12 protein-coding genes are annotated in these 17,891 nt (G+C 68.1%); 5 read left to right on the forward strand and 7 right to left on the reverse strand.

The genetic code is table 11. From position 1 onward, the window contains the following. Positions 1-26 precede the first annotated feature (26 nt). Positions 27-3,512 (forward strand): DNA-directed RNA polymerase subunit beta, encoded by a 3,486-nt coding sequence (rpoB, locus tag OHA64_RS28900; protein WP_405617895.1) that lies wholly within the window; start codon positions 27-29, stop codon positions 3,510-3,512. A 94-nt stretch (positions 3,513-3,606) separates the two neighbouring features. After that, positions 3,607-7,506: a DNA-directed RNA polymerase subunit beta' gene (locus OHA64_RS28905; RefSeq protein WP_405617897.1), complete on the forward strand. Its 3,900-nt coding sequence runs from the start codon at positions 3,607-3,609 to the stop codon at positions 7,504-7,506. 126 nt (positions 7,507-7,632) lie between these two features. Here the strand turns inward: OHA64_RS28905 and OHA64_RS28910 are convergent, their stop codons facing one another. From OHA64_RS28910 to OHA64_RS28935, 6 genes are all read right to left on the reverse strand, one after another. After that, a complete protein-coding gene (locus OHA64_RS28910) occupies positions 7,633-8,658 on the reverse strand; it encodes a M48 family metalloprotease (protein WP_405617899.1) in 1,026 nt (341 codons plus the stop codon). Between the two features lie 24 nt (positions 8,659-8,682). Further along, the gene (locus tag OHA64_RS28915; RefSeq protein WP_405617901.1) at positions 8,683-9,213 is read right to left on the reverse strand and encodes a Pycsar system effector family protein; all 531 of its coding nucleotides are present in this window, start codon (positions 9,211-9,213) and stop codon (positions 8,683-8,685) included. Continuing rightward, on the reverse strand, positions 9,210-10,553 hold the full coding sequence (locus OHA64_RS28920) for a hypothetical protein (protein WP_405617904.1): 1,344 nt from the start codon (positions 10,551-10,553) through the stop codon (positions 9,210-9,212). The genes OHA64_RS28915 and OHA64_RS28920 overlap by 4 nt, the downstream gene beginning before the upstream one ends. Then, positions 10,546-12,849: a hypothetical protein gene (locus tag OHA64_RS28925; protein ID WP_405617906.1), complete on the reverse strand. Its 2,304-nt coding sequence runs from the start codon at positions 12,847-12,849 to the stop codon at positions 10,546-10,548. The genes OHA64_RS28920 and OHA64_RS28925 overlap by 8 nt, the downstream gene beginning before the upstream one ends. Continuing rightward, positions 12,846-13,613: a hypothetical protein gene (locus OHA64_RS28930; protein WP_405617908.1), complete on the reverse strand. Its 768-nt coding sequence runs from the start codon at positions 13,611-13,613 to the stop codon at positions 12,846-12,848. Before OHA64_RS28930 ends, OHA64_RS28925 begins: the two co-directional genes overlap by 4 nt. Before the next feature lie 115 nt (positions 13,614-13,728). Continuing rightward, positions 13,729-14,445 carry a Crp/Fnr family transcriptional regulator gene (locus OHA64_RS28935; RefSeq protein WP_405624153.1) on the reverse strand — a complete coding sequence of 239 codons (717 nt, stop codon included), beginning with the start codon at positions 14,443-14,445 and terminating at the stop codon, positions 13,729-13,731. Positions 14,446-14,734: 289 nt separating this feature from the next. Here OHA64_RS28935 and OHA64_RS28940 point away from each other — a divergent pair, with 289 nt between their 5' ends. Continuing rightward, the gene (locus OHA64_RS28940; protein ID WP_405617910.1) at positions 14,735-15,199 is read left to right on the forward strand and encodes a DUF1707 and DUF4190 domain-containing protein; all 465 of its coding nucleotides are present in this window, start codon (positions 14,735-14,737) and stop codon (positions 15,197-15,199) included. Between the two features lie 29 nt (positions 15,200-15,228). Here the strand turns inward: OHA64_RS28940 and OHA64_RS28945 are convergent, their stop codons facing one another. After that, on the reverse strand, positions 15,229-16,422 hold the full coding sequence (locus OHA64_RS28945) for an RNA-guided endonuclease InsQ/TnpB family protein (RefSeq protein ID WP_405617912.1): 1,194 nt from the start codon (positions 16,420-16,422) through the stop codon (positions 15,229-15,231). A gap of 591 nt (positions 16,423-17,013) precedes the next feature. Between OHA64_RS28945 and rpsL the strand changes: the two genes are divergently transcribed. Together rpsL and rpsG are read left to right on the forward strand one after the other, a co-directional pair. After that, positions 17,014-17,385, forward strand: a complete 372-nt coding sequence (rpsL, locus tag OHA64_RS28950; protein ID WP_003948652.1) for a 30S ribosomal protein S12 — start codon at positions 17,014-17,016, stop codon at positions 17,383-17,385. A gap of 2 nt (positions 17,386-17,387) precedes the next feature. Next, a complete protein-coding gene (gene rpsG / locus OHA64_RS28955; protein ID WP_005481264.1) occupies positions 17,388-17,858 on the forward strand; it encodes a 30S ribosomal protein S7 in 471 nt (156 codons plus the stop codon). Positions 17,859-17,891: the final 33 nt, after the last annotated feature.

Consider the following 17,891-nt stretch of genomic DNA (forward strand, 5'->3'; position numbering starts at 1 on the left):
GTCCGAGCCCTCGGAAGGACCCCCTCTTGGCCGCCTCGCGCACTGCCTCGACCGCGAATACGAACAACGCCGCCAGCACTGCCCCGCTGCGCATCTCCTTTGCAAAGATCAAGGAGCCCCTCGAGGTTCCGAACCTTCTCGCGCTGCAAACCGAGAGCTTTGACTGGCTGCTCGGCAACGACGCGTGGAAGGCTCGCGTCGAGGCGGCTCTCGAGTCCGGTCAGGACGTCCCCACCAAGTCCGGTCTGGAGGAGATCTTCGAGGAGATCTCCCCGATCGAGGACTTCTCCGGGTCGATGTCGCTGACGTTCCGCGACCACCGTTTCGAGCCCCCGAAGAACAGCATCGACGAGTGCAAGGACCGTGACTTCACGTACGCGGCCCCGCTCTTCGTGACGGCCGAGTTCACCAACAACGAGACCGGCGAGATCAAGTCCCAGACCGTCTTCATGGGCGACTTCCCGCTCATGACCGGCAAGGGCACCTTCGTCATCAACGGCACCGAGCGTGTCGTGGTGTCGCAGCTGGTCCGCTCGCCCGGCGTCTACTTCGACTCCTCCATCGACAAGACGTCCGACAAGGACATCTTCTCCGCCAAGGTCATCCCGTCCCGGGGTGCCTGGCTGGAGCTTGAGATCGACAAGCGCGACATGGTCGGTGTCCGCATCGACCGCAAGCGCAAGCAGTCCGTCACCGTCCTGCTCAAGGCTCTCGGTTGGACGACCGAGCAGATCCTCGAGGAGTTCGGCGAGTACGAGTCGATGCGCGCCACCCTGGAGAAGGACCACACCCAGGGCCAGGACGACGCACTGCTAGACATCTACCGCAAGCTGCGTCCGGGCGAGCCCCCCACGCGTGAGGCCGCGCAGACGCTTCTTGAGAACCTCTACTTCAACCCCAAGCGCTACGACCTCGCCAAGGTCGGCCGCTACAAGGTCAACAAGAAGCTGGGTGCGGACGCTCCGCTGGACGCGGGTGTCCTGACCGTCGAGGACGTCATCTCGACGATCAAGTACCTGGTGAAGCTGCACGCCGGTGAGACCGAGACGGCAGCTGACAACGGCACGACGATCGTCGTCGAGACCGACGACATCGACCACTTCGGCAACCGTCGTCTGCGCAGCGTCGGCGAGCTCATCCAGAACCAGGTCCGTACGGGTCTGGCGCGTATGGAGCGAGTCGTCCGTGAGCGCATGACGACCCAGGACGTCGAGGCGATCACGCCGCAGACCCTGATCAACATCCGGCCGGTCGTCGCCTCCATCAAGGAGTTCTTCGGCACCAGCCAGCTGTCGCAGTTCATGGACCAGAACAACCCGCTGTCGGGTCTCACCCACAAGCGCCGTCTGTCGGCTCTTGGCCCGGGTGGTCTCTCCCGTGAGCGGGCCGGCTTCGAGGTCCGTGACGTGCACCCGTCCCACTACGGACGCATGTGCCCGATCGAGACGCCCGAAGGCCCGAACATCGGCCTGATCGGTTCGCTCGCCTCGTACGGCCGGGTGAACGCGTTCGGCTTCGTCGAGACGCCGTACCGCCGGGTCACCGACGGTGTCGTCACCGACGAGGTCGACTACCTCACGGCCGACGAAGAGGACCGGTTCGTCATCGCGCAGGCCAACGCCACGCTCGACGACAACCTGCGCTTCACCGAGAACCGCGTCCTGGTCCGCCGTCGTGGCGGCGAGGTCGACTACGTCCCCGGTGACGACGTGGACTACATGGACGTCTCGCCGCGCCAGATGGTGTCGGTCGCGACCGCCATGATCCCGTTCCTCGAGCACGACGACGCCAACCGTGCCCTCATGGGCGCGAACATGATGCGTCAGGCCGTGCCGCTCATCAAGTCCGAGGCACCGCTCGTCGGTACTGGCATGGAGTACCGCTCCGCCGTCGACGCCGGCGACGTGGTCAAGGCCGAGAAGGACGGTGTGGTCCAGGAGGTCTCCGCGGACTACATCACCACGGCCAACGACGACGGCACGTACATCACGTACCGCCTGGCCAAGTTCTCCCGCTCCAACCAGGGCACCTCGGTCAACCAGAAGGTCATCGTCAACGAGGGTGACCGGATCATCACCGGTCAGGTCCTCGCCGACGGCCCGGCCACCGAGAACGGCGAGATGGCGCTGGGCAAGAACCTGCTCGTGGCGTTCATGCCGTGGGAGGGTCACAACTACGAGGACGCGATCATCCTGTCGCAGCGCCTCGTGCAGGACGACGTCCTCTCCTCGATCCACATCGAGGAGCACGAGGTCGACGCCCGTGACACCAAGCTCGGCCCCGAGGAGATCACCCGGGACATCCCGAACGTCTCCGAGGAGGTCCTCGCCGACCTCGACGAGCGCGGCATCATCCGTATCGGTGCCGAGGTCGTCGCCGGTGACATCCTGGTCGGCAAGGTCACGCCCAAGGGTGAGACCGAGCTGACCCCGGAGGAGCGCCTGCTCCGTGCGATCTTCGGTGAGAAGGCCCGTGAGGTCCGTGACACCTCGCTGAAGGTGCCGCACGGCGAGATCGGCAAGGTCATCGGCGTCCGCGTCTTCGACCGCGAAGAGGGCGACGAGCTTCCCCCCGGTGTGAACCAGCTGGTGCGCGTGTACGTGGCGCAGAAGCGCAAGATCACCGACGGTGACAAGCTCGCCGGCCGTCACGGCAACAAGGGCGTCATCTCGAAGATCCTGCCCATCGAGGACATGCCGTTCCTCGAGGACGGGACTCCGGTCGACATCATCCTCAACCCGCTCGGTGTCCCGTCCCGAATGAACCCGGGACAGGTCCTGGAGATCCACCTCGGCTGGCTCGCCAGCCGCGGCTGGGACGTCTCCGGCCTCGCGGACGAGTGGGCGCAGCGCCTCCAGGTCATCGGCGCCGACCAGGTCGACGCGGGCACGAACGTCGCGACCCCCGTCTTCGACGGTGCGCGTGAGGACGAGCTGGCCGGTCTGCTGCAGCACACCATCCCGAACCGCGACGGCGAGCGCATGGTGCTCCCGTCCGGCAAGGCGAGGCTGTTCGACGGCCGCTCCGGCGAGCCGTTCCCGAAGCCGATCTCGGTCGGCTACATGTACATCCTCAAGCTGCACCACCTGGTCGACGACAAGCTGCACGCCCGTTCGACCGGTCCGTACTCCATGATCACCCAGCAGCCGCTGGGTGGTAAGGCCCAGTTCGGTGGCCAGCGCTTCGGTGAGATGGAGGTGTGGGCGCTGGAGGCATACGGCGCCGCGTACGCCCTCCAGGAACTGCTGACCATCAAGTCCGACGACGTCACCGGCCGCGTGAAGGTCTACGAGGCCATCGTCAAGGGCGAGAACATTCCCGAGCCCGGCATCCCCGAGTCCTTCAAGGTGCTCATCAAGGAGATGCAGTCCCTGTGCCTCAACGTGGAGGTGCTGTCCTCGGACGGCATGTCCATCGAGATGCGCGACACCGACGAGGACGTCTTCCGCGCCGCGGAGGAGCTTGGCATCGACCTGTCCCGGCGTGAGCCGAGCAGCGTCGAAGAGGTCTGACGGGAGTCCGGCGGCCTTCGACAGAAGGCCGCCGGCCCCAGGACCCCCGTTTCAGACCCCTAAGACTTACAACCCTGAGAGGGATTGACGCATAGTGCTCGACGTCAACTTCTTCGATGAGCTCCGGATCGGTCTGGCCACCGCTGACGACATCCGTCAGTGGAGCCACGGCGAGGTCAAGAAGCCTGAGACCATCAACTACCGCACCCTCAAGCCCGAAAAGGACGGACTCTTCTGCGAGAAGATCTTCGGTCCGACCCGGGACTGGGAGTGCTACTGCGGCAAGTACAAGCGTGTCCGCTTCAAGGGCATCATCTGTGAGCGCTGCGGCGTCGAGGTGACTCGCGCCAAGGTGCGCCGTGAGCGGATGGGCCACATCGAGTTGGCCGCTCCCGTCACGCACATCTGGTACTTCAAGGGTGTTCCGTCGCGTCTGGGTTACCTGCTCGACCTGGCGCCCAAGGACCTCGAGAAGGTCATCTACTTCGCGGCGTACATGATCACGTTCGTCGACGAGGAGCGCCGCACGCGTGACCTGCCCTCGCTGGAGGCGCACGTCTCCGTCGAGCGGCAGCAGGTCGAGAACCGCCGGGACTCCGACCTGGAGGCCCGCGCCAAGAAGCTCGAGACCGACCTGGCCGAGCTCGAGGCCGAGGGCGCCAAGGCCGACGTACGCCGCAAGGTGCGCGAAGGTGCCGAGCGGGAGATGAAGCAGCTGCGTGACCGTGCGCAGCGCGAGATCGACCGTCTCGACGAGGTGTGGACCCGGTTCAAGAACCTGAAGGTCCAGGACCTGGAGGGCGACGAGCTCCTCTACCGCGAACTGCGTGACCGCTTCGGCACGTACTTCGACGGTTCGATGGGTGCCGCGGCGCTGCAGAAGCGCCTGGAGTCCTTCGACCTGGACGAGGAGGCCGAGCGCCTCCGCGAGATCATCCGTACCGGCAAGGGCCAGAAGAAGACCCGTGCGCTGAAGCGGCTGAAGGTCGTGTCTGCCTTCCTGCAGACCTCCAACAGCCCCAAGGGCATGGTCCTCGACTGCGTGCCGGTCATCCCGCCGGACCTTCGCCCGATGGTGCAGCTGGACGGTGGCCGCTTCGCGACCTCCGACCTGAACGACCTGTACCGCCGTGTGATCAACCGGAACAACCGTCTGAAGCGGCTTCTCGACCTCGGTGCGCCCGAGATCATCGTGAACAACGAGAAGCGCATGCTCCAGGAGGCCGTCGACGCGCTGTTCGACAACGGCCGTCGTGGTCGCCCGGTCACCGGTCCCGGTAACCGCCCGCTGAAGTCCCTCAGCGACATGCTGAAGGGCAAGCAGGGCCGTTTCCGTCAGAACCTGCTCGGCAAGCGAGTCGACTACTCGGCGCGTTCCGTGATCGTCGTCGGTCCGCAGCTGAAGCTGCACCAGTGCGGTCTGCCGAAGGCGATGGCGCTGGAGCTCTTCAAGCCGTTCGTGATGAAGCGCCTGGTCGACCTGAACCACGCGCAGAACATCAAGAGCGCCAAGCGGATGGTCGAGCGCGGCCGCACGGTCGTGTACGACGTCCTCGAAGAGGTCATCGCGGAGCACCCGGTTCTGCTGAACCGTGCGCCCACCCTGCACCGCCTCGGCATCCAGGCCTTCGAGCCGCAGCTGGTCGAGGGCAAGGCCATCCAGATCCACCCGCTCGTCTGCACCGCGTTCAACGCGGACTTCGACGGTGACCAGATGGCCGTCCACCTGCCGCTCTCCGCGGAGGCGCAGGCCGAGGCCCGCATCCTGATGCTGTCCTCGAACAACATCCTCAAGCCCGCCGACGGCCGTCCGGTGACGATGCCGACCCAGGACATGGTCCTCGGTCTGTTCTTCCTCACCACCGACGGCGCCCTGCGGGACGTCAAGGGCGAGGACCGGTCCTTCGGCTCCTCGGCCGAGGCGATCATGGCGTTCGACGCCGGCGAGCTCTCGCTGCAGTCGCGCGTGGACATCCGCTTCCCGGTGGGCACCATCCCGCCGCGCGGCTGGACCCCGCCGGCCCGTGAAGAGGGCGAGCCGGAGTGGCAGCAGGGTGACACCTTCCGCCTGCGGACGACCCTGGGCCGCGCGCTCTTCAACGAGCTGCTGCCCGAGGACTACCCGTTCGTCGACTACGAGGTCGGCAAGAAGCAGCTCTCCGAGATCGTCAACGACCTCGCCGAGCGCTACCCCAAGGTCATCGTGGCGGCGACGCTCGACAACCTGAAGGCGGCGGGCTTCTACTGGGCGACCCGCTCCGGCGTCACCGTGGCCATCTCCGACATCGTCGTTCCCGAGGCGAAGAAGGAGATCGTCAAGGGCTACGAGGCGCAGGACGAGAAGGTCCAGAAGCAGTACGAGCGTGGTCTGATCACCAAGGACGAGCGCACGCAGGAGCTCATCGCGATCTGGACCAAGGCGACCAACGAGGTCGCCGAGGCGATGAACGCGAACTTCCCGAAGACGAACCCCATCTTCATGATGGTTGACTCGGGCGCCCGAGGAAACATGATGCAGATGCGTCAGATCGCCGGTATGCGTGGTCTGGTGTCGAACGCGAAGAACGAGACCATCCCGCGTCCCATCAAGGCCTCGTTCCGTGAGGGCCTTTCCGTGCTGGAGTACTTCATCTCCACCCACGGTGCCCGTAAGGGTCTGGCGGACACCGCCCTGCGTACCGCCGACTCGGGTTACCTGACCCGTCGTCTGGTGGACGTCTCGCAGGACGTCATCATCCGCGAGGAGGACTGCGGCACCGAGCGCGGTCTGAAGCTGAAGATCGCCACGCGCGGCGCCGACGGCGTGCTGCGCAAGACGGACGACGTCGAGACCAGCGTCTACGCCCGCATGCTCGCCGAGGACGTCGTCATCGACGGCAAGGTGATCGCGCCGGCCAACGTCGACCTCGGCGATGTCCTGATCGACCAGCTGGTGCACCACGGCGTCGAGGAGGTCAAGACCCGTTCGATCCTGACCTGCGAGTCGCACGTCGGCACCTGCGCCATGTGCTACGGCCGTTCGCTGGCCACCGGCAAGCTGGTCGACATCGGTGAGGCGGTCGGCATCATCGCCGCCCAGTCCATCGGTGAGCCCGGTACCCAGCTGACGATGCGTACCTTCCACACCGGTGGTGTGGCCGGTGACGACATCACCCAGGGTCTGCCGCGTGTCGTCGAGCTCTTCGAGGCCCGTACCCCGAAGGGTGTCGCCCCGATCTCCGAGGCCAACGGCCGCGTCCGGATCGAGGAGACCGAGAAGACCAAGAAGATCGTCATCACGCCGGACGACGGCAGCGACGAGACGGCGTTCCCGATCTCGAAGCGCGCCCGACTCCTGGTCAGCGAGGGCGAGCACGTTGAGGTGGGCCAGAAGCTCACCGTGGGTGCCACCAACCCGCACGACGTGCTGCGCATCCTGGGCCAGCGTGCCGTCCAGGTCCACCTGGTCGGCGAGGTCCAGAAGGTCTACAACTCGCAGGGTGTGTCGATCCACGACAAGCACATCGAGATCATCATCCGGCAGATGCTGCGCCGCGTGACGATCATCGAGTCCGGCGACGCCGAGCTGCTGCCCGGCGAGCTGGTCGAGCGCTCGAAGTTCGAGCAGGAGAACCGTCGTGTGGTCCAGGAGGGCGGTCACCCGGCCTCCGGTCGTCCGCAGCTCATGGGTATCACCAAGGCCTCGCTGGCCACGGAGTCCTGGCTGTCGGCGGCGTCCTTCCAGGAGACGACCAGGGTTCTGACGGACGCGGCGATCAACGCCAAGTCCGACTCCCTGATCGGCCTCAAGGAGAACGTCATCATCGGTAAGCTCATCCCGGCCGGTACGGGTCTGTCCCGCTACCGCAACATCCGGGTCGAGCCGACCGAGGAGGCCAAGGCCGCGATGTACTCGGCCGTCGGCTACGACGACATCGACTACTCGCCGTTCGGCACGGGCTCCGGGCAGGCCGTTCCGCTGGAGGACTACGACTACGGTCCGTACAACCAGTAGGCGAGCGGCTTGAAGTCAGCAGCTTGAGTCGAAGGGCGGTCACCTCTCGGGGTGGCCGCCCTTCGGCGTTCCGTCGCCCAGAGGGTATGGCTCCGGGGGCGGCTGGAGGTGCGGCTACAGGTAGAGCTAGAGGTGCGGTTTGAGCCGGTGCAACCGGGTCGGGTAGTCGGGGTGCGTGGACAGCAGGCGGTCCAGGAAGCGCGGCTCGGCATCGTCGCGGCCGGCCGCGGCCTTGGCCGCGCGCCCCGTAGCCCGCTCGGCCCGGTGCATCGTCTCCAGGACGACGGCGAGTTCACGGGCGAAACCGAGCGCGGCGGCGTGCTGGTCCGCACGGAGTTCCGCCCTGCGCCCCACAGCGGCGATGAGATACGGCGTGGCCAGCAGGAGGAGGGGCAGACCGTAGAGCCGCTGCAACGTCGTGAGAGTCACGAAGCCGACCACCACCAGCAACAGGGCGGTGGCCGACCAGGAGGAGCGCCGGGACCAGGCCATGGCCAGGGCCAGCAGGGACCGGATCAGCCGCCATGCCAGCCGGCCCGGGAGCGCGTACCACTCTCCCAGCAGCGAGGACCAGACGTGACCTCCGGTGTGGTGGCCCAGTTCGTGCGCGAGTACGGCGGCCAGCTGCGACGTCGGCAGATGGTCCAGGGCGAACCGGGTGACGCCGACGATGTGACCGGCGGCGGCATAGGCGTTCAGGTCCTCGCTGTCCTCGATCCACAGGTCGTACGTCCGGCTGTCGATGCCCGCGCGGGCGGTCACCTCACGCCAGACCGGAGCGAGCCGCGCGTACTCGGCGGGCATGGGGCGGTGCAGCCGCAGCAGATGGCGGGCCAGGAAGTCCTCGGTGGGGCGGTGGAAGACCAGGGCGCCGGAGACGAGCCAGAGCAGTGGCGGCGCCCAGAGCGGTATGCCGAGCCAGGCGTCCAGTCCGCTGGAGGCCAACAGCACGACCAGGAGGCTCATGACGGTGCCGGGCAGCCGCAGCACCAGCTGGCCGAGAGCCGTCCCGTCCAGGCCGCGTGCGTGGGCGGAGAAGTGCAGCCGACCGGTCCGGTGACGGTAGTCGAGGTCGTCGGCGGGTGAGGGCCGGGACTCCCCGGCAGGCGAGGGTTCCTCCGGGTGCTGCGCGGGGTCGGTCGGTCGGGACATGGTCGGTCTCCAGGTGTGGGGACGTCAGCCGATGAGCAGGGACGCGGGCAGCAGGACCACGGCGACGCCGAGGGCGATCAGCCCGGCGCGTATCCACTGGTGTTTGCGAACGGCGATCCGGCTGGTCTCGGTCAGCGCTGTGATCGCGCCCGCCGCCGGGACCCGCTCGGTCTCGGCCAGGGCGTGCGCCAAGTGGCCGCAGCGAGCGGCCCGTTGAATGTCTCCGAAGTACGACAGCGGTGCGCCGGGCGCCCATCTGCTGGTGCCGTGACGCGGTACGACGGCCAGGAGCAGCGCCAGCAGCGCGACGGCCAGGGCGACGACTCCGGACCACCATGCCGCGCCACCGAGGGCGGACAGACGGGCCGGTGTCCAGTCGCGCCCGGCGAGCGAGCCGCCGAGGACGCCGGCCGCCACACCGAGGGCCGACACGAGCACCGCCGCCTTGGCGTCCGCACGGGCGATCTCGGTGCGCAGGTCCGTGAGCAGCCGCTCCGCGGCCCGCGCACCGGGTGGCGACGGGGGCGTGGAGGTGCGCGGGTCGGTGCCGCTCACGGGGCGGGGCTCTTCTGGTCGTCGGCGTCGGCGTCGGCGTCGGTGTTGGTGTCGGCGTCGGGCGGTGGTTCGGGGGCGGTGGGGGAGCTGCCGTAGCCCGGGGGCGGCTGCCAGCCGGGGAAGGTGCCGACCGGCTCAGAGGAGGACGACTTCGGCGCGGGGGCGGCGGCCGGAGGCTCATCGGGACGCGAGGGCTTGCTCGTGGAGGGCCCCTCGTCGCTGTTCTTGGTGAGCGGTACGTCCGACGGCGAGGGCATGGTGAGGGGTGGGGGAGGGGTGGGACGGTCGGTCGGGGCGCCCAGCGCCTGCTGGTTGAAGATCTCGAACACGGCGTTCAGGGCCATCCGCTTGGGCCCTTCCAGCTCGTAGTCCTCGGCGTTGCCCTCACTCAGCAGTTCCCGTGCCAGCTCCACCTTGGTCTGGATCAGGCGAAGTTGGTCCTCGCGCATGCTGCTGATGACGAGACGTGAGTCCTCCGGATGCGCCGCGAGGTGCATGGCCCACGCCACCACACCGCCCTCTTCCAGATACCTCTGGTAGAACGCGATCTTCTCCGCCGTGAGCTGCTGGAGTTCGGTCTCGTGACGCGTGCGCTGGACGGCGAGTTCGTGGCCCCGTCGCTCGTACTCCATGGCCCGCCCCAGCTGGAGCTCGTCCTGTTGTCGCACCCGGCGGTCGAGCTCGGCGTCGTACCGCATGCCGAGCTGCTCGGCGCGTATCTCCTCCGCGGAAGCGTGGTCGATGGACTGCAGGCGCCGTTCGTGGTCGATCTCCTGCTGGTCGCGGCGCAGACGCAGGGTCCAGATCACCTTCAGGCCCGCGGCCGCGCCGAGCGGAGCCCGGTGAGGGCCGGTCAGGGTCCGCAGCAGCTCGGCTTCGGCGCCGGCGCTGTCGTCGATGGTGAACCGGCGGGTGAGGAGCCGCGCGGCCTGCTGCACTTCGCCGAGAAGCAGGGTCGGTACGTCCCGGTGGCCGCTCCTGACGAAGGCGGCGGGGTCCACGACCTGCCAGGACAACTCGATCGTGGCGGTGAACTCGAACGCGTCGTTGTCGCTCGGCAGGGGGATGACTGCTCGATGGGGGTGGACGCCCATGTCCACCTCGTAGACCGCCGTGTAGCGCTTCGCGGCTGCCTCACCGCGGCTCGGTCGTACGGGGGGCAGGTAGGCGTCGTACTCGCCCTTGCTCGTCGAGAAGACCAGGGCGTGGTCGATTCGGGTCAGGGACTTGCGGGCGAATCCGAAGCGTGAGAGCTGGCGCACGGTGATGACGGGATCGATCAGCGGTGTGTGCCGGTCGGCGGGTTGCTGCCAGTCCGGCGGCCGGTGGAGATCAGCCATGACGTGTGTCTCCTCGACTGGTCCGTGCGGTGGGTATGAGGGGACCGGAAACCTCGGCAGGTTCCGGAAGGACGGTCAGCAGCCGGGCCGCCACCTCTGGCGGGAGTGCGCCGTCCTCGCCGCGCAGCGTGCGCAGCAGATGGCTGAGGCGCTGGTGTTCCGCGGAGCTGGTGGCCAGCGCCGGGAGGAGGGACGCGAGCGCCCACTCGGTGGTGGGATCCCGGTCGGCGATGCGGGCCCACCTGCTCAGTGCGTCGAGCGCGTCCCGGGTGTGCCGACGGTCGTCGAGTGCCGCCCGCCACAGCCGTGCGATCCCGACGGCCGCCTGCCCGGCGCGGCCCGCGGAGGCGGTGTACCACTCGAGAAGCAGCGGAGGCCCGTACGGCTCGTCGTCCTTGGTCCGGGCGCACGCGCTGAGGAAGCCGCGCACCGCGAGGTCGTGGGCGGGCCGGTCGTCGTCGCGCCGGGCCAGCAGCTCGGTGAGGACCTCGTCACGGACCGGCGAGAGCAGGAGCATCTCCACCGACTGGGCGAGTTGTTTGATCATGACGGGGTCGAGGTCGTCGCCGTCCTCGCCGTCGGTGTCGGCCGGCCCGTACTCGTATCGGATGGCTCCGCGCAGTGCGGCGAGTGTCTGCCGCGGTCGCTCCGCGCCGATCAGGCCGTAGGCGCGGATGGCCACCCAGCGCATCCCCTCCTCCTCGCTCCCGCACCAGGTGTCGAGGATGCGGGGGATGTTCGGCGCGTCGAGCAGATGCGCGAGCGTCAGTGCGTTGACGGCGACCAGCCGGTGGCGGAACAGACGGGACGCGGCCCAGGGCTCGATCACCAGGGCCATCGTGGAGGGCAGGTCCGCGTAGGCGAGGACGGCGACGGTCGAGGCCGCACGGGTACGGACCAACGGACGCCCGTCGTCGGCGAGTCGGCGAAGCCAGTGGACCAGCGCGGGCCGGGCCGAGGGGTGGCCGGTCCACACCTCGCGCAGCAGCACGAGGGAGACCCGCTCGTCGCGGAACTCCGCCTTGGACTGGAGGACCGGACCCCACTCGGTGTTCTCCTCCGCGTGGTACGCCCTGGCGCGGGCGAGTTGCAGTCGCTTGCCGATGTGCGTCCCGAACACGGGCACCCGGGGACTCAGCGACGAGTTCTCGGTGTCCTGGAGGAAGGCGTACAGCAGGTCGCTCAGCTCCGCCGTCAGGGCGTACGGGCCTCCGTCGAAGGCCGCCAGGGCGACGAGGAACGCCTTGTCCCGCAGGGGGACCAGCTCCTCGTCCTCCTCGAACCACTCCTGGACCTGGTTCTCCAGGCTGATCAGCGAGAAGTTCCCGACCTTCGTCTCGTCGACCTCCCCGTCCGCGTACCGTTCGAGGACCTTCGCGAAGGCCTCCACCTCACGCAACTGGTGGTCCCGGCCGAGGAATTCGGACACGGACGGGAGCGCCAGCAGCCGCTGTGCCGTGGCCTCGTCGGTCAGTTCGCGCAGATGTGCCACCAGTACGTCACTCGCGACCGGTGGCTGCCAGGGGACGGGAGCGATGTCCTCAAGAGCGGCGTTGGGGCCGACCGTGATGACCAGGAAGGCGTTGTCCTTGGCCAGTTGGGCGCGCGCGGCGAGGAGATGCGGTTCCCGCAGGGGTGTGTCCCGACGGGTGGTCAGGTCGCACAGCACGTATCCCTTGGCCGGGAGCTGGTCGTCGCCGAGTTGCTTGACGAGCTCCGCCGGAGTGGTGTCGCGGACGAGGATGCGGACCGGGGACGCCCGGACACGGTGGAGCAGCATCAGCGCGGCTGTGCGTCGGCCGGTGAAGTGCGGGCCGGAGAGTACGAGGACCCGCTCCTCGCGAAGCCGTGCCACCAGCCCTTCGAAGGCGCTCTCGTCGGTGACGAAGTACGGGGCGAGACGGTCGAGCGTGGACTGCGGGACCTCGCCCGAGCCGTGGCCCGCCGCGGAGATGCCGAAACCGAACTGGTAGACCTCCGTCTTGCTGCCCATGATCACGTCTCCGGCGACCAGGCCGCCGCTGACCCCGTGCTGGTCCCCGGCCACCAGACTGCCGCCGAACCGGGCGTTCGCACCGACGCCCATCGCCTTCGGGCTGTGGTCCACCAGGTCCCGGCGGGCGGACCACGCGTCCTGCGGTTGGTCGACCTCCTCCTGCTTGTCCTCGGGCGTCGGGTTCTCGGCCCCGGACTGCTGGGGTGCGTCGCCGTGCGCTCGCGCCTCCTTGTCACCGCCCTGCGGTGGCGGTGCCGAGCCCGCGGCGGCCGGCTGGGGACCCGGCCCGCCCGTGCTCACTCCCGCTCACCTCGCCCGGTGGAGCGGCCTCCGAGGTGGACGTCACCGAGGACGGTCCCCTGTCCGGACACGCCGTGCTGGTCGCCGGCCACGTAGCTGCCGCCGAAGGAGGCACCGCTCAGGTCGACGGGGGCGGGACCGGGGCGTGACGGGCGGGGTTTCTCCGCGGTGTCCGCGGCGGGGGAGCCCGAGGTACCGGGCTCCCCGTGCAGCCACGCCACCGTCGGCCCCTCCTTGGTCTCCACCGTGATGCGATGGAAGTCGTCCCGGCGTACGCCCAGCGGGCCGTGGCGGACCACGCCCTGGTAGATCCCGTCGGACACGCACATGACGCTGTCGCCCTCACGCCGCTTCAGGGCGTCACGCAGGGGGGCGGCGTTGAGGAGGCGTACGGCGTGGTTGAGGTCCGAGCCGACCCAGCCGTCGAGTTCGTCTACGGCCACGTAACCGGAGGAGAGCAGGATGCGCAGGCGCATCCGGGCGCTGGCCGCGATCAGGCGGTTCTTGTTGTGGAGGAGGGCGGGGGTCTCCGCCAGGAGGGTTTTCAGCAGGGCCGGCACGGAGACCTTGGCGTCGATGAGCTCCATCACGGAGTCACCGCGGTCCGCGCGCAGCCGAGCGGTCTCGTCGACATCGGCCGCGAGGAGGGTGGCGTCGACGATCTCGTACAGGAGCCTGCGCAGGAACGCCTGTTCCACGTCGTCGCGGGAGCCGTACTGCTCTATGTCGAAGAGGAGGAGGGTGCGGTACACGGGATCGGTCATGTGCAGCACGATGGCGGGACCGGCCCGCGCGTCGAAGGACCGATGACACGGACGGTCTGTGACCGTGTGCACAGAACAAGAGCCGTGTCTGTGCGGGCAGTTGGGGCGGGCGTGGCTACGCGGGCCGCTCCCCGATGATGCGGCGCAGGATGTCCGGGCGCAGGACGACGATGCCGCGGCGTCGGGTGACCACCACCTGCCTGTCGCGCAGTTCCTTCAGGAGCCGGGCCACCGCCTCCCGGGAGGAGCCGACGGAGCCGGCGAACTCCTGCTGGCTGAGCCGGAGGGTGAGTTCGACGCCCTCGTCGGTGCGGTGGCCGTGGGTGCGCACCAGCTCGAGCAGCAGGACGGCCAGCCGCTCGCGCACCGTGAGCGCCGCCCACTCCAGCCGGCGGCGATCGGTGGAGCGCTGTCGGTCCGTGGTCAGGCTCAGCAACCGGAGGGCGACCCTGGGACTGCCGGCGAGGAACGCGGTGAAGCGGGTCTCGTCGATGACCACCGCGTCGACGGGCTCCAGCGCCGTCACGGTCGCCGAGCGGTGACGGCCGCTGAGCGCGGCGCCCTCCCCGATGATGTCGCCCGGGCCGCGCAGCGCGAGAAGGGCCTCGTAGCCGTTGGTGGCGATGGCCGTGACCTTCGTCCAGCCGTGCAGGAGGAGCAGCACATGGGCGGAGGGCTCGTCCTGGTGCATGATCACGCCGCGCGCCGGATAGCGCAGGGGCCGTCCGATGGCGAGCAGGGCGGCGCGGTCCTCCTTCTCCAGGCGGGCGAGGAAGGGCACACCGTCGTCGAAACCGTCGTCGTCCCACGCGCGTGTACGTGCCCCGAGCATGCCGCCGCCCCCGTGTTCACCTGTGCCGATGACGTCGATGCCGTTCATGACGTCGGTGCCGCAACCAGTCAACGTACTTGAAGGGGACTGGCGGGAAACGGGCGACAATCGGCCGCGTGGCCGACGCTCGCCGTCCGCGCGCACGGGTGTGGGCGCATGATGGAGACATCTCGCCGTCCGGGAGGTGCTCCCCGTGTCGCATCCGTCGTATCCGTCGTGGCAGCCCTCACAGCCCTCACAGCCCTGGCAGACCGGGCCAAGGCCCTCGCCGGGCCCAGCCACCCCACACATGCTCGCCGCGCACGCCGACCGGGAGCGGGCCGTGGACGTGCTCAGGGCGGGGTACGGCGAGGGGCGGCTGGAGAAAGGGGAGTTCGACCAGCGGGTGGCGCGGGCCTACGCGGCCCGCACGGTGGGAGAACTGGCGCTGCTGGTCGCCGACCTGCCCATGGGGCCCGTACCGCAGCCGGGGCCCGCTCCGGTCGTCCCGCGGACGTTTCTGCCCGCACCACGGCCGCGGACCAACGGGAAGGCCGTGGGAGCCGCTGTGTGCGGACTGCTGTGTGTGCCGACCTTCGGGCTCACCGGACTTCCGGCGGTCATTCTCGGCCACGCGGCCCGCTCGGAGATCCAGCGCAGTGGGGAGGGCGGTGACGGGCTCGCCATGACCGGGCTGGTCCTCGGCTGGTTGTCCACCGCGGGGTGGGCGCTCGTCCTGACGCTGGTGCTGGTGGTGGGGATCACAGTCGGTTGACCTCCTCCCCCTCGTAACGAGGGGAATCCCTACGGCTCGCGCCGTGGGGATTCCTGCTTCGTCGCCGACTGCCCGCCCGGAGTTCTCCGTTGAGGTCTTACACCAGCTCCACAGGCTGTCACCGTCAGTCCGACGGCCAGCAGGTTCTTCGCTGCGTTCACGTCCCGGTCGTGGGTCGTTCCGCAGCCGCAGGTCCAGGTGCGTACGTGCAACGGCATCCTGTCCTGCAAGGTGCCGCAGGTGGAGCACAGCTTGGAAGAGGGGAAGAAGCGGTCGACCACGATCACTTCCCGCCCGTACCAGGCGGCCTTGTACTCCAGCATGCTTCGGAACTGCGACCATGCCGCGTCACTGACGGCGCGAGCCAGACTCCGGTTTTTGACCATGTTGCGCACGGTCAGATCCTCGATCACGAGCGTTTGGTTCTCACGCACGAGACGAGTGGTCAGTTTGTGCAGCCCGTCACGCCTGCGGTCGGCAATACGGGCGTGGACCTTGGCGGCCTTCCGCCGGGCCTTGGCCTGGTTGTTGCTGCCCTTGGTCTTCTTCGCCAGGCGGCGCTGGGCCAGGGCGAGCCGTGCACGGTCACGGCGCTCGTGCCGGGGATTGGCGATCTTCTCCCCGGTCGACAGGGTGAGGAGGTGGTCCAGACCGACATCAATGCCGACCGCGTTGCCGTTGGCCGGGAGGGCCTGGACGGCGGGGTCCTCGCACAGCATCGAGACGAACCAGCGCCCGGCCGCGTCCTGGGACACGGTCACCGTGGACGGCTTCGCCCCCGCGGGGAGAGGACGCGACCAGACGATGTCCAGAGGCTGCTCCATCTTGGCCAGCATCAGCTTCCCGTCGCGGAAACGGAAACCGCTGGTGGTGTACTCGGCGGACCTGCGGGACTTCTTCTTCGACTTGAAACGCGGGTACTTCGCCCGCTTGCCGAAGAAGTTGGTGAACGCCGTCTGCAAGTGCCGCAAGCACTGCTGGAGTGGGACCGAGGACACCTCGTTGAGGAACGCCAGTTCCTCGGTCTTCTTCCACACCGTCAGCATCGCCGACGTCGCGTTGTAGTTCACCCGTTCCTGACGCGCCCACGCCTCGGTACGGGCCGCGAGCGCCATGTTGTAGACCTTGCGCACGCACCCGAACGTGCGCGACAGCTCGGCTGCCTGCTCGTCCGTGGGGTGGAAGCGGTACTTAAACGCCCGCTTCACATGCGTCGTGGCCACGCTCACAAACTAGCGACGTGACAGGTAACGATCAAATCTGCGGGTCAGAGCACGGTCTTTCGCCCTGGCGGCGAAACCCCGCCCCTTGCCCTGCACCGCAGGGTTTTCGTTTCCTCCCCCGGCTTCAGCCGGGGGAGGAAACGAAAGGACTCTGATGAACGCCCGCGATGCTGCCGGCGGTCGGATGAACGCCCGCTGCTCTGTCGACGGTCGGACGAACGCCCGATGTACGGTCGACGGTCCGATGAACGCCCGGAGTGTGGTCACGAAGCGGTGGTCTTCCATGTGCGGTACGTGAAATCGAAGATCATTCACGGCGTTGAGGCTTGACATGTCCCGCTTGGCGATGCGATCCGGGCTTTCTTGTTTTGACCGCAGCCTATGAGCTGGGTACGCTCAGACCTTGTGCCTGGGGTGTGCCCTGGCTCTCGTGCGTGCCTTCAAACCGCATAGCGAGCCGTCATTGGCCACCGTGATCTGTGCCCTTCTCGCCTTGCGGCGAGGGTCTGCCGGATTCGACACACCCGACCGCGTGGGTCGGCGACGTTCCAGGTTAGCTTCACCATTCGGCACACAGAAACCGGAGAAGTAGTGCCTACGATCCAGCAGCTGGTCCGGAAGGGCCGGCAGGACAAGGTCGAGAAGAACAAGACGCCCGCACTCGAGGGTTCCCCTCAGCGTCGCGGCGTCTGCACGCGTGTGTTCACGACCACCCCGAAGAAGCCGAACTCGGCCCTGCGTAAGGTCGCGCGTGTGCGTCTGACCAGCGGGATCGAGGTCACTGCTTACATTCCGGGTGAGGGGCACAACCTGCAGGAGCACTCCATCGTGCTCGTGCGTGGCGGTCGTGTGAAGGACCTGCCCGGTGTTCGCTACAAGATCATCCGCGGTTCGCTCGACACCCAGGGTGTCAAGAACCGCAAGCAGGCCCGCAGCCGCTACGGCGCCAAGAAGGAGAAGTAGAAATGCCTCGTAAGGGCCCCGCCCCGAAGCGCCCGGTCATCATCGACCCGGTCTACGGTTCTCCTCTGGTGACCTCCCTGATCAACAAGGTGCTGCTGAACGGCAAGCGCTCCACCGCCGAGCGCATCGTGTACGGCGCCATGGAGGGCCTGCGCGAGAAGACCAGTAACGACCCGGTCATCACGCTGAAGCGCGCGCTGGAGAACATCAAGCCGACCCTCGAGGTCAAGTCCCGCCGTGTCGGTGGTGCGACGTACCAGGTTCCGATCGAGGTCAAGCCCGGTCGTGCCAACACGCTCGCGCTGCGCTGGCTGGTCGGTTACTCCCGCGCCCGTCGCGAGAAGACCATGACCGAGCGTCTGCTCAACGAGCTTCTCGACGCCTCCAACGGCCTTGGTGCCGCTGTGAAGAAGCGCGAGGACACGCACAAGATGGCCGAGTCCAACAAGGCCTTCGCGCACTACCGCTGGTAGTCGCTCCCCACATCGAGACCGAGAGAAGACGAA

Origin of the sequence: Streptomyces sp. NBC_00076 (genome assembly GCF_045041235.1) — a bacterium.
Taxonomy (GTDB): Bacteria; Actinomycetota; Actinomycetes; order Streptomycetales; family Streptomycetaceae; genus Streptomyces.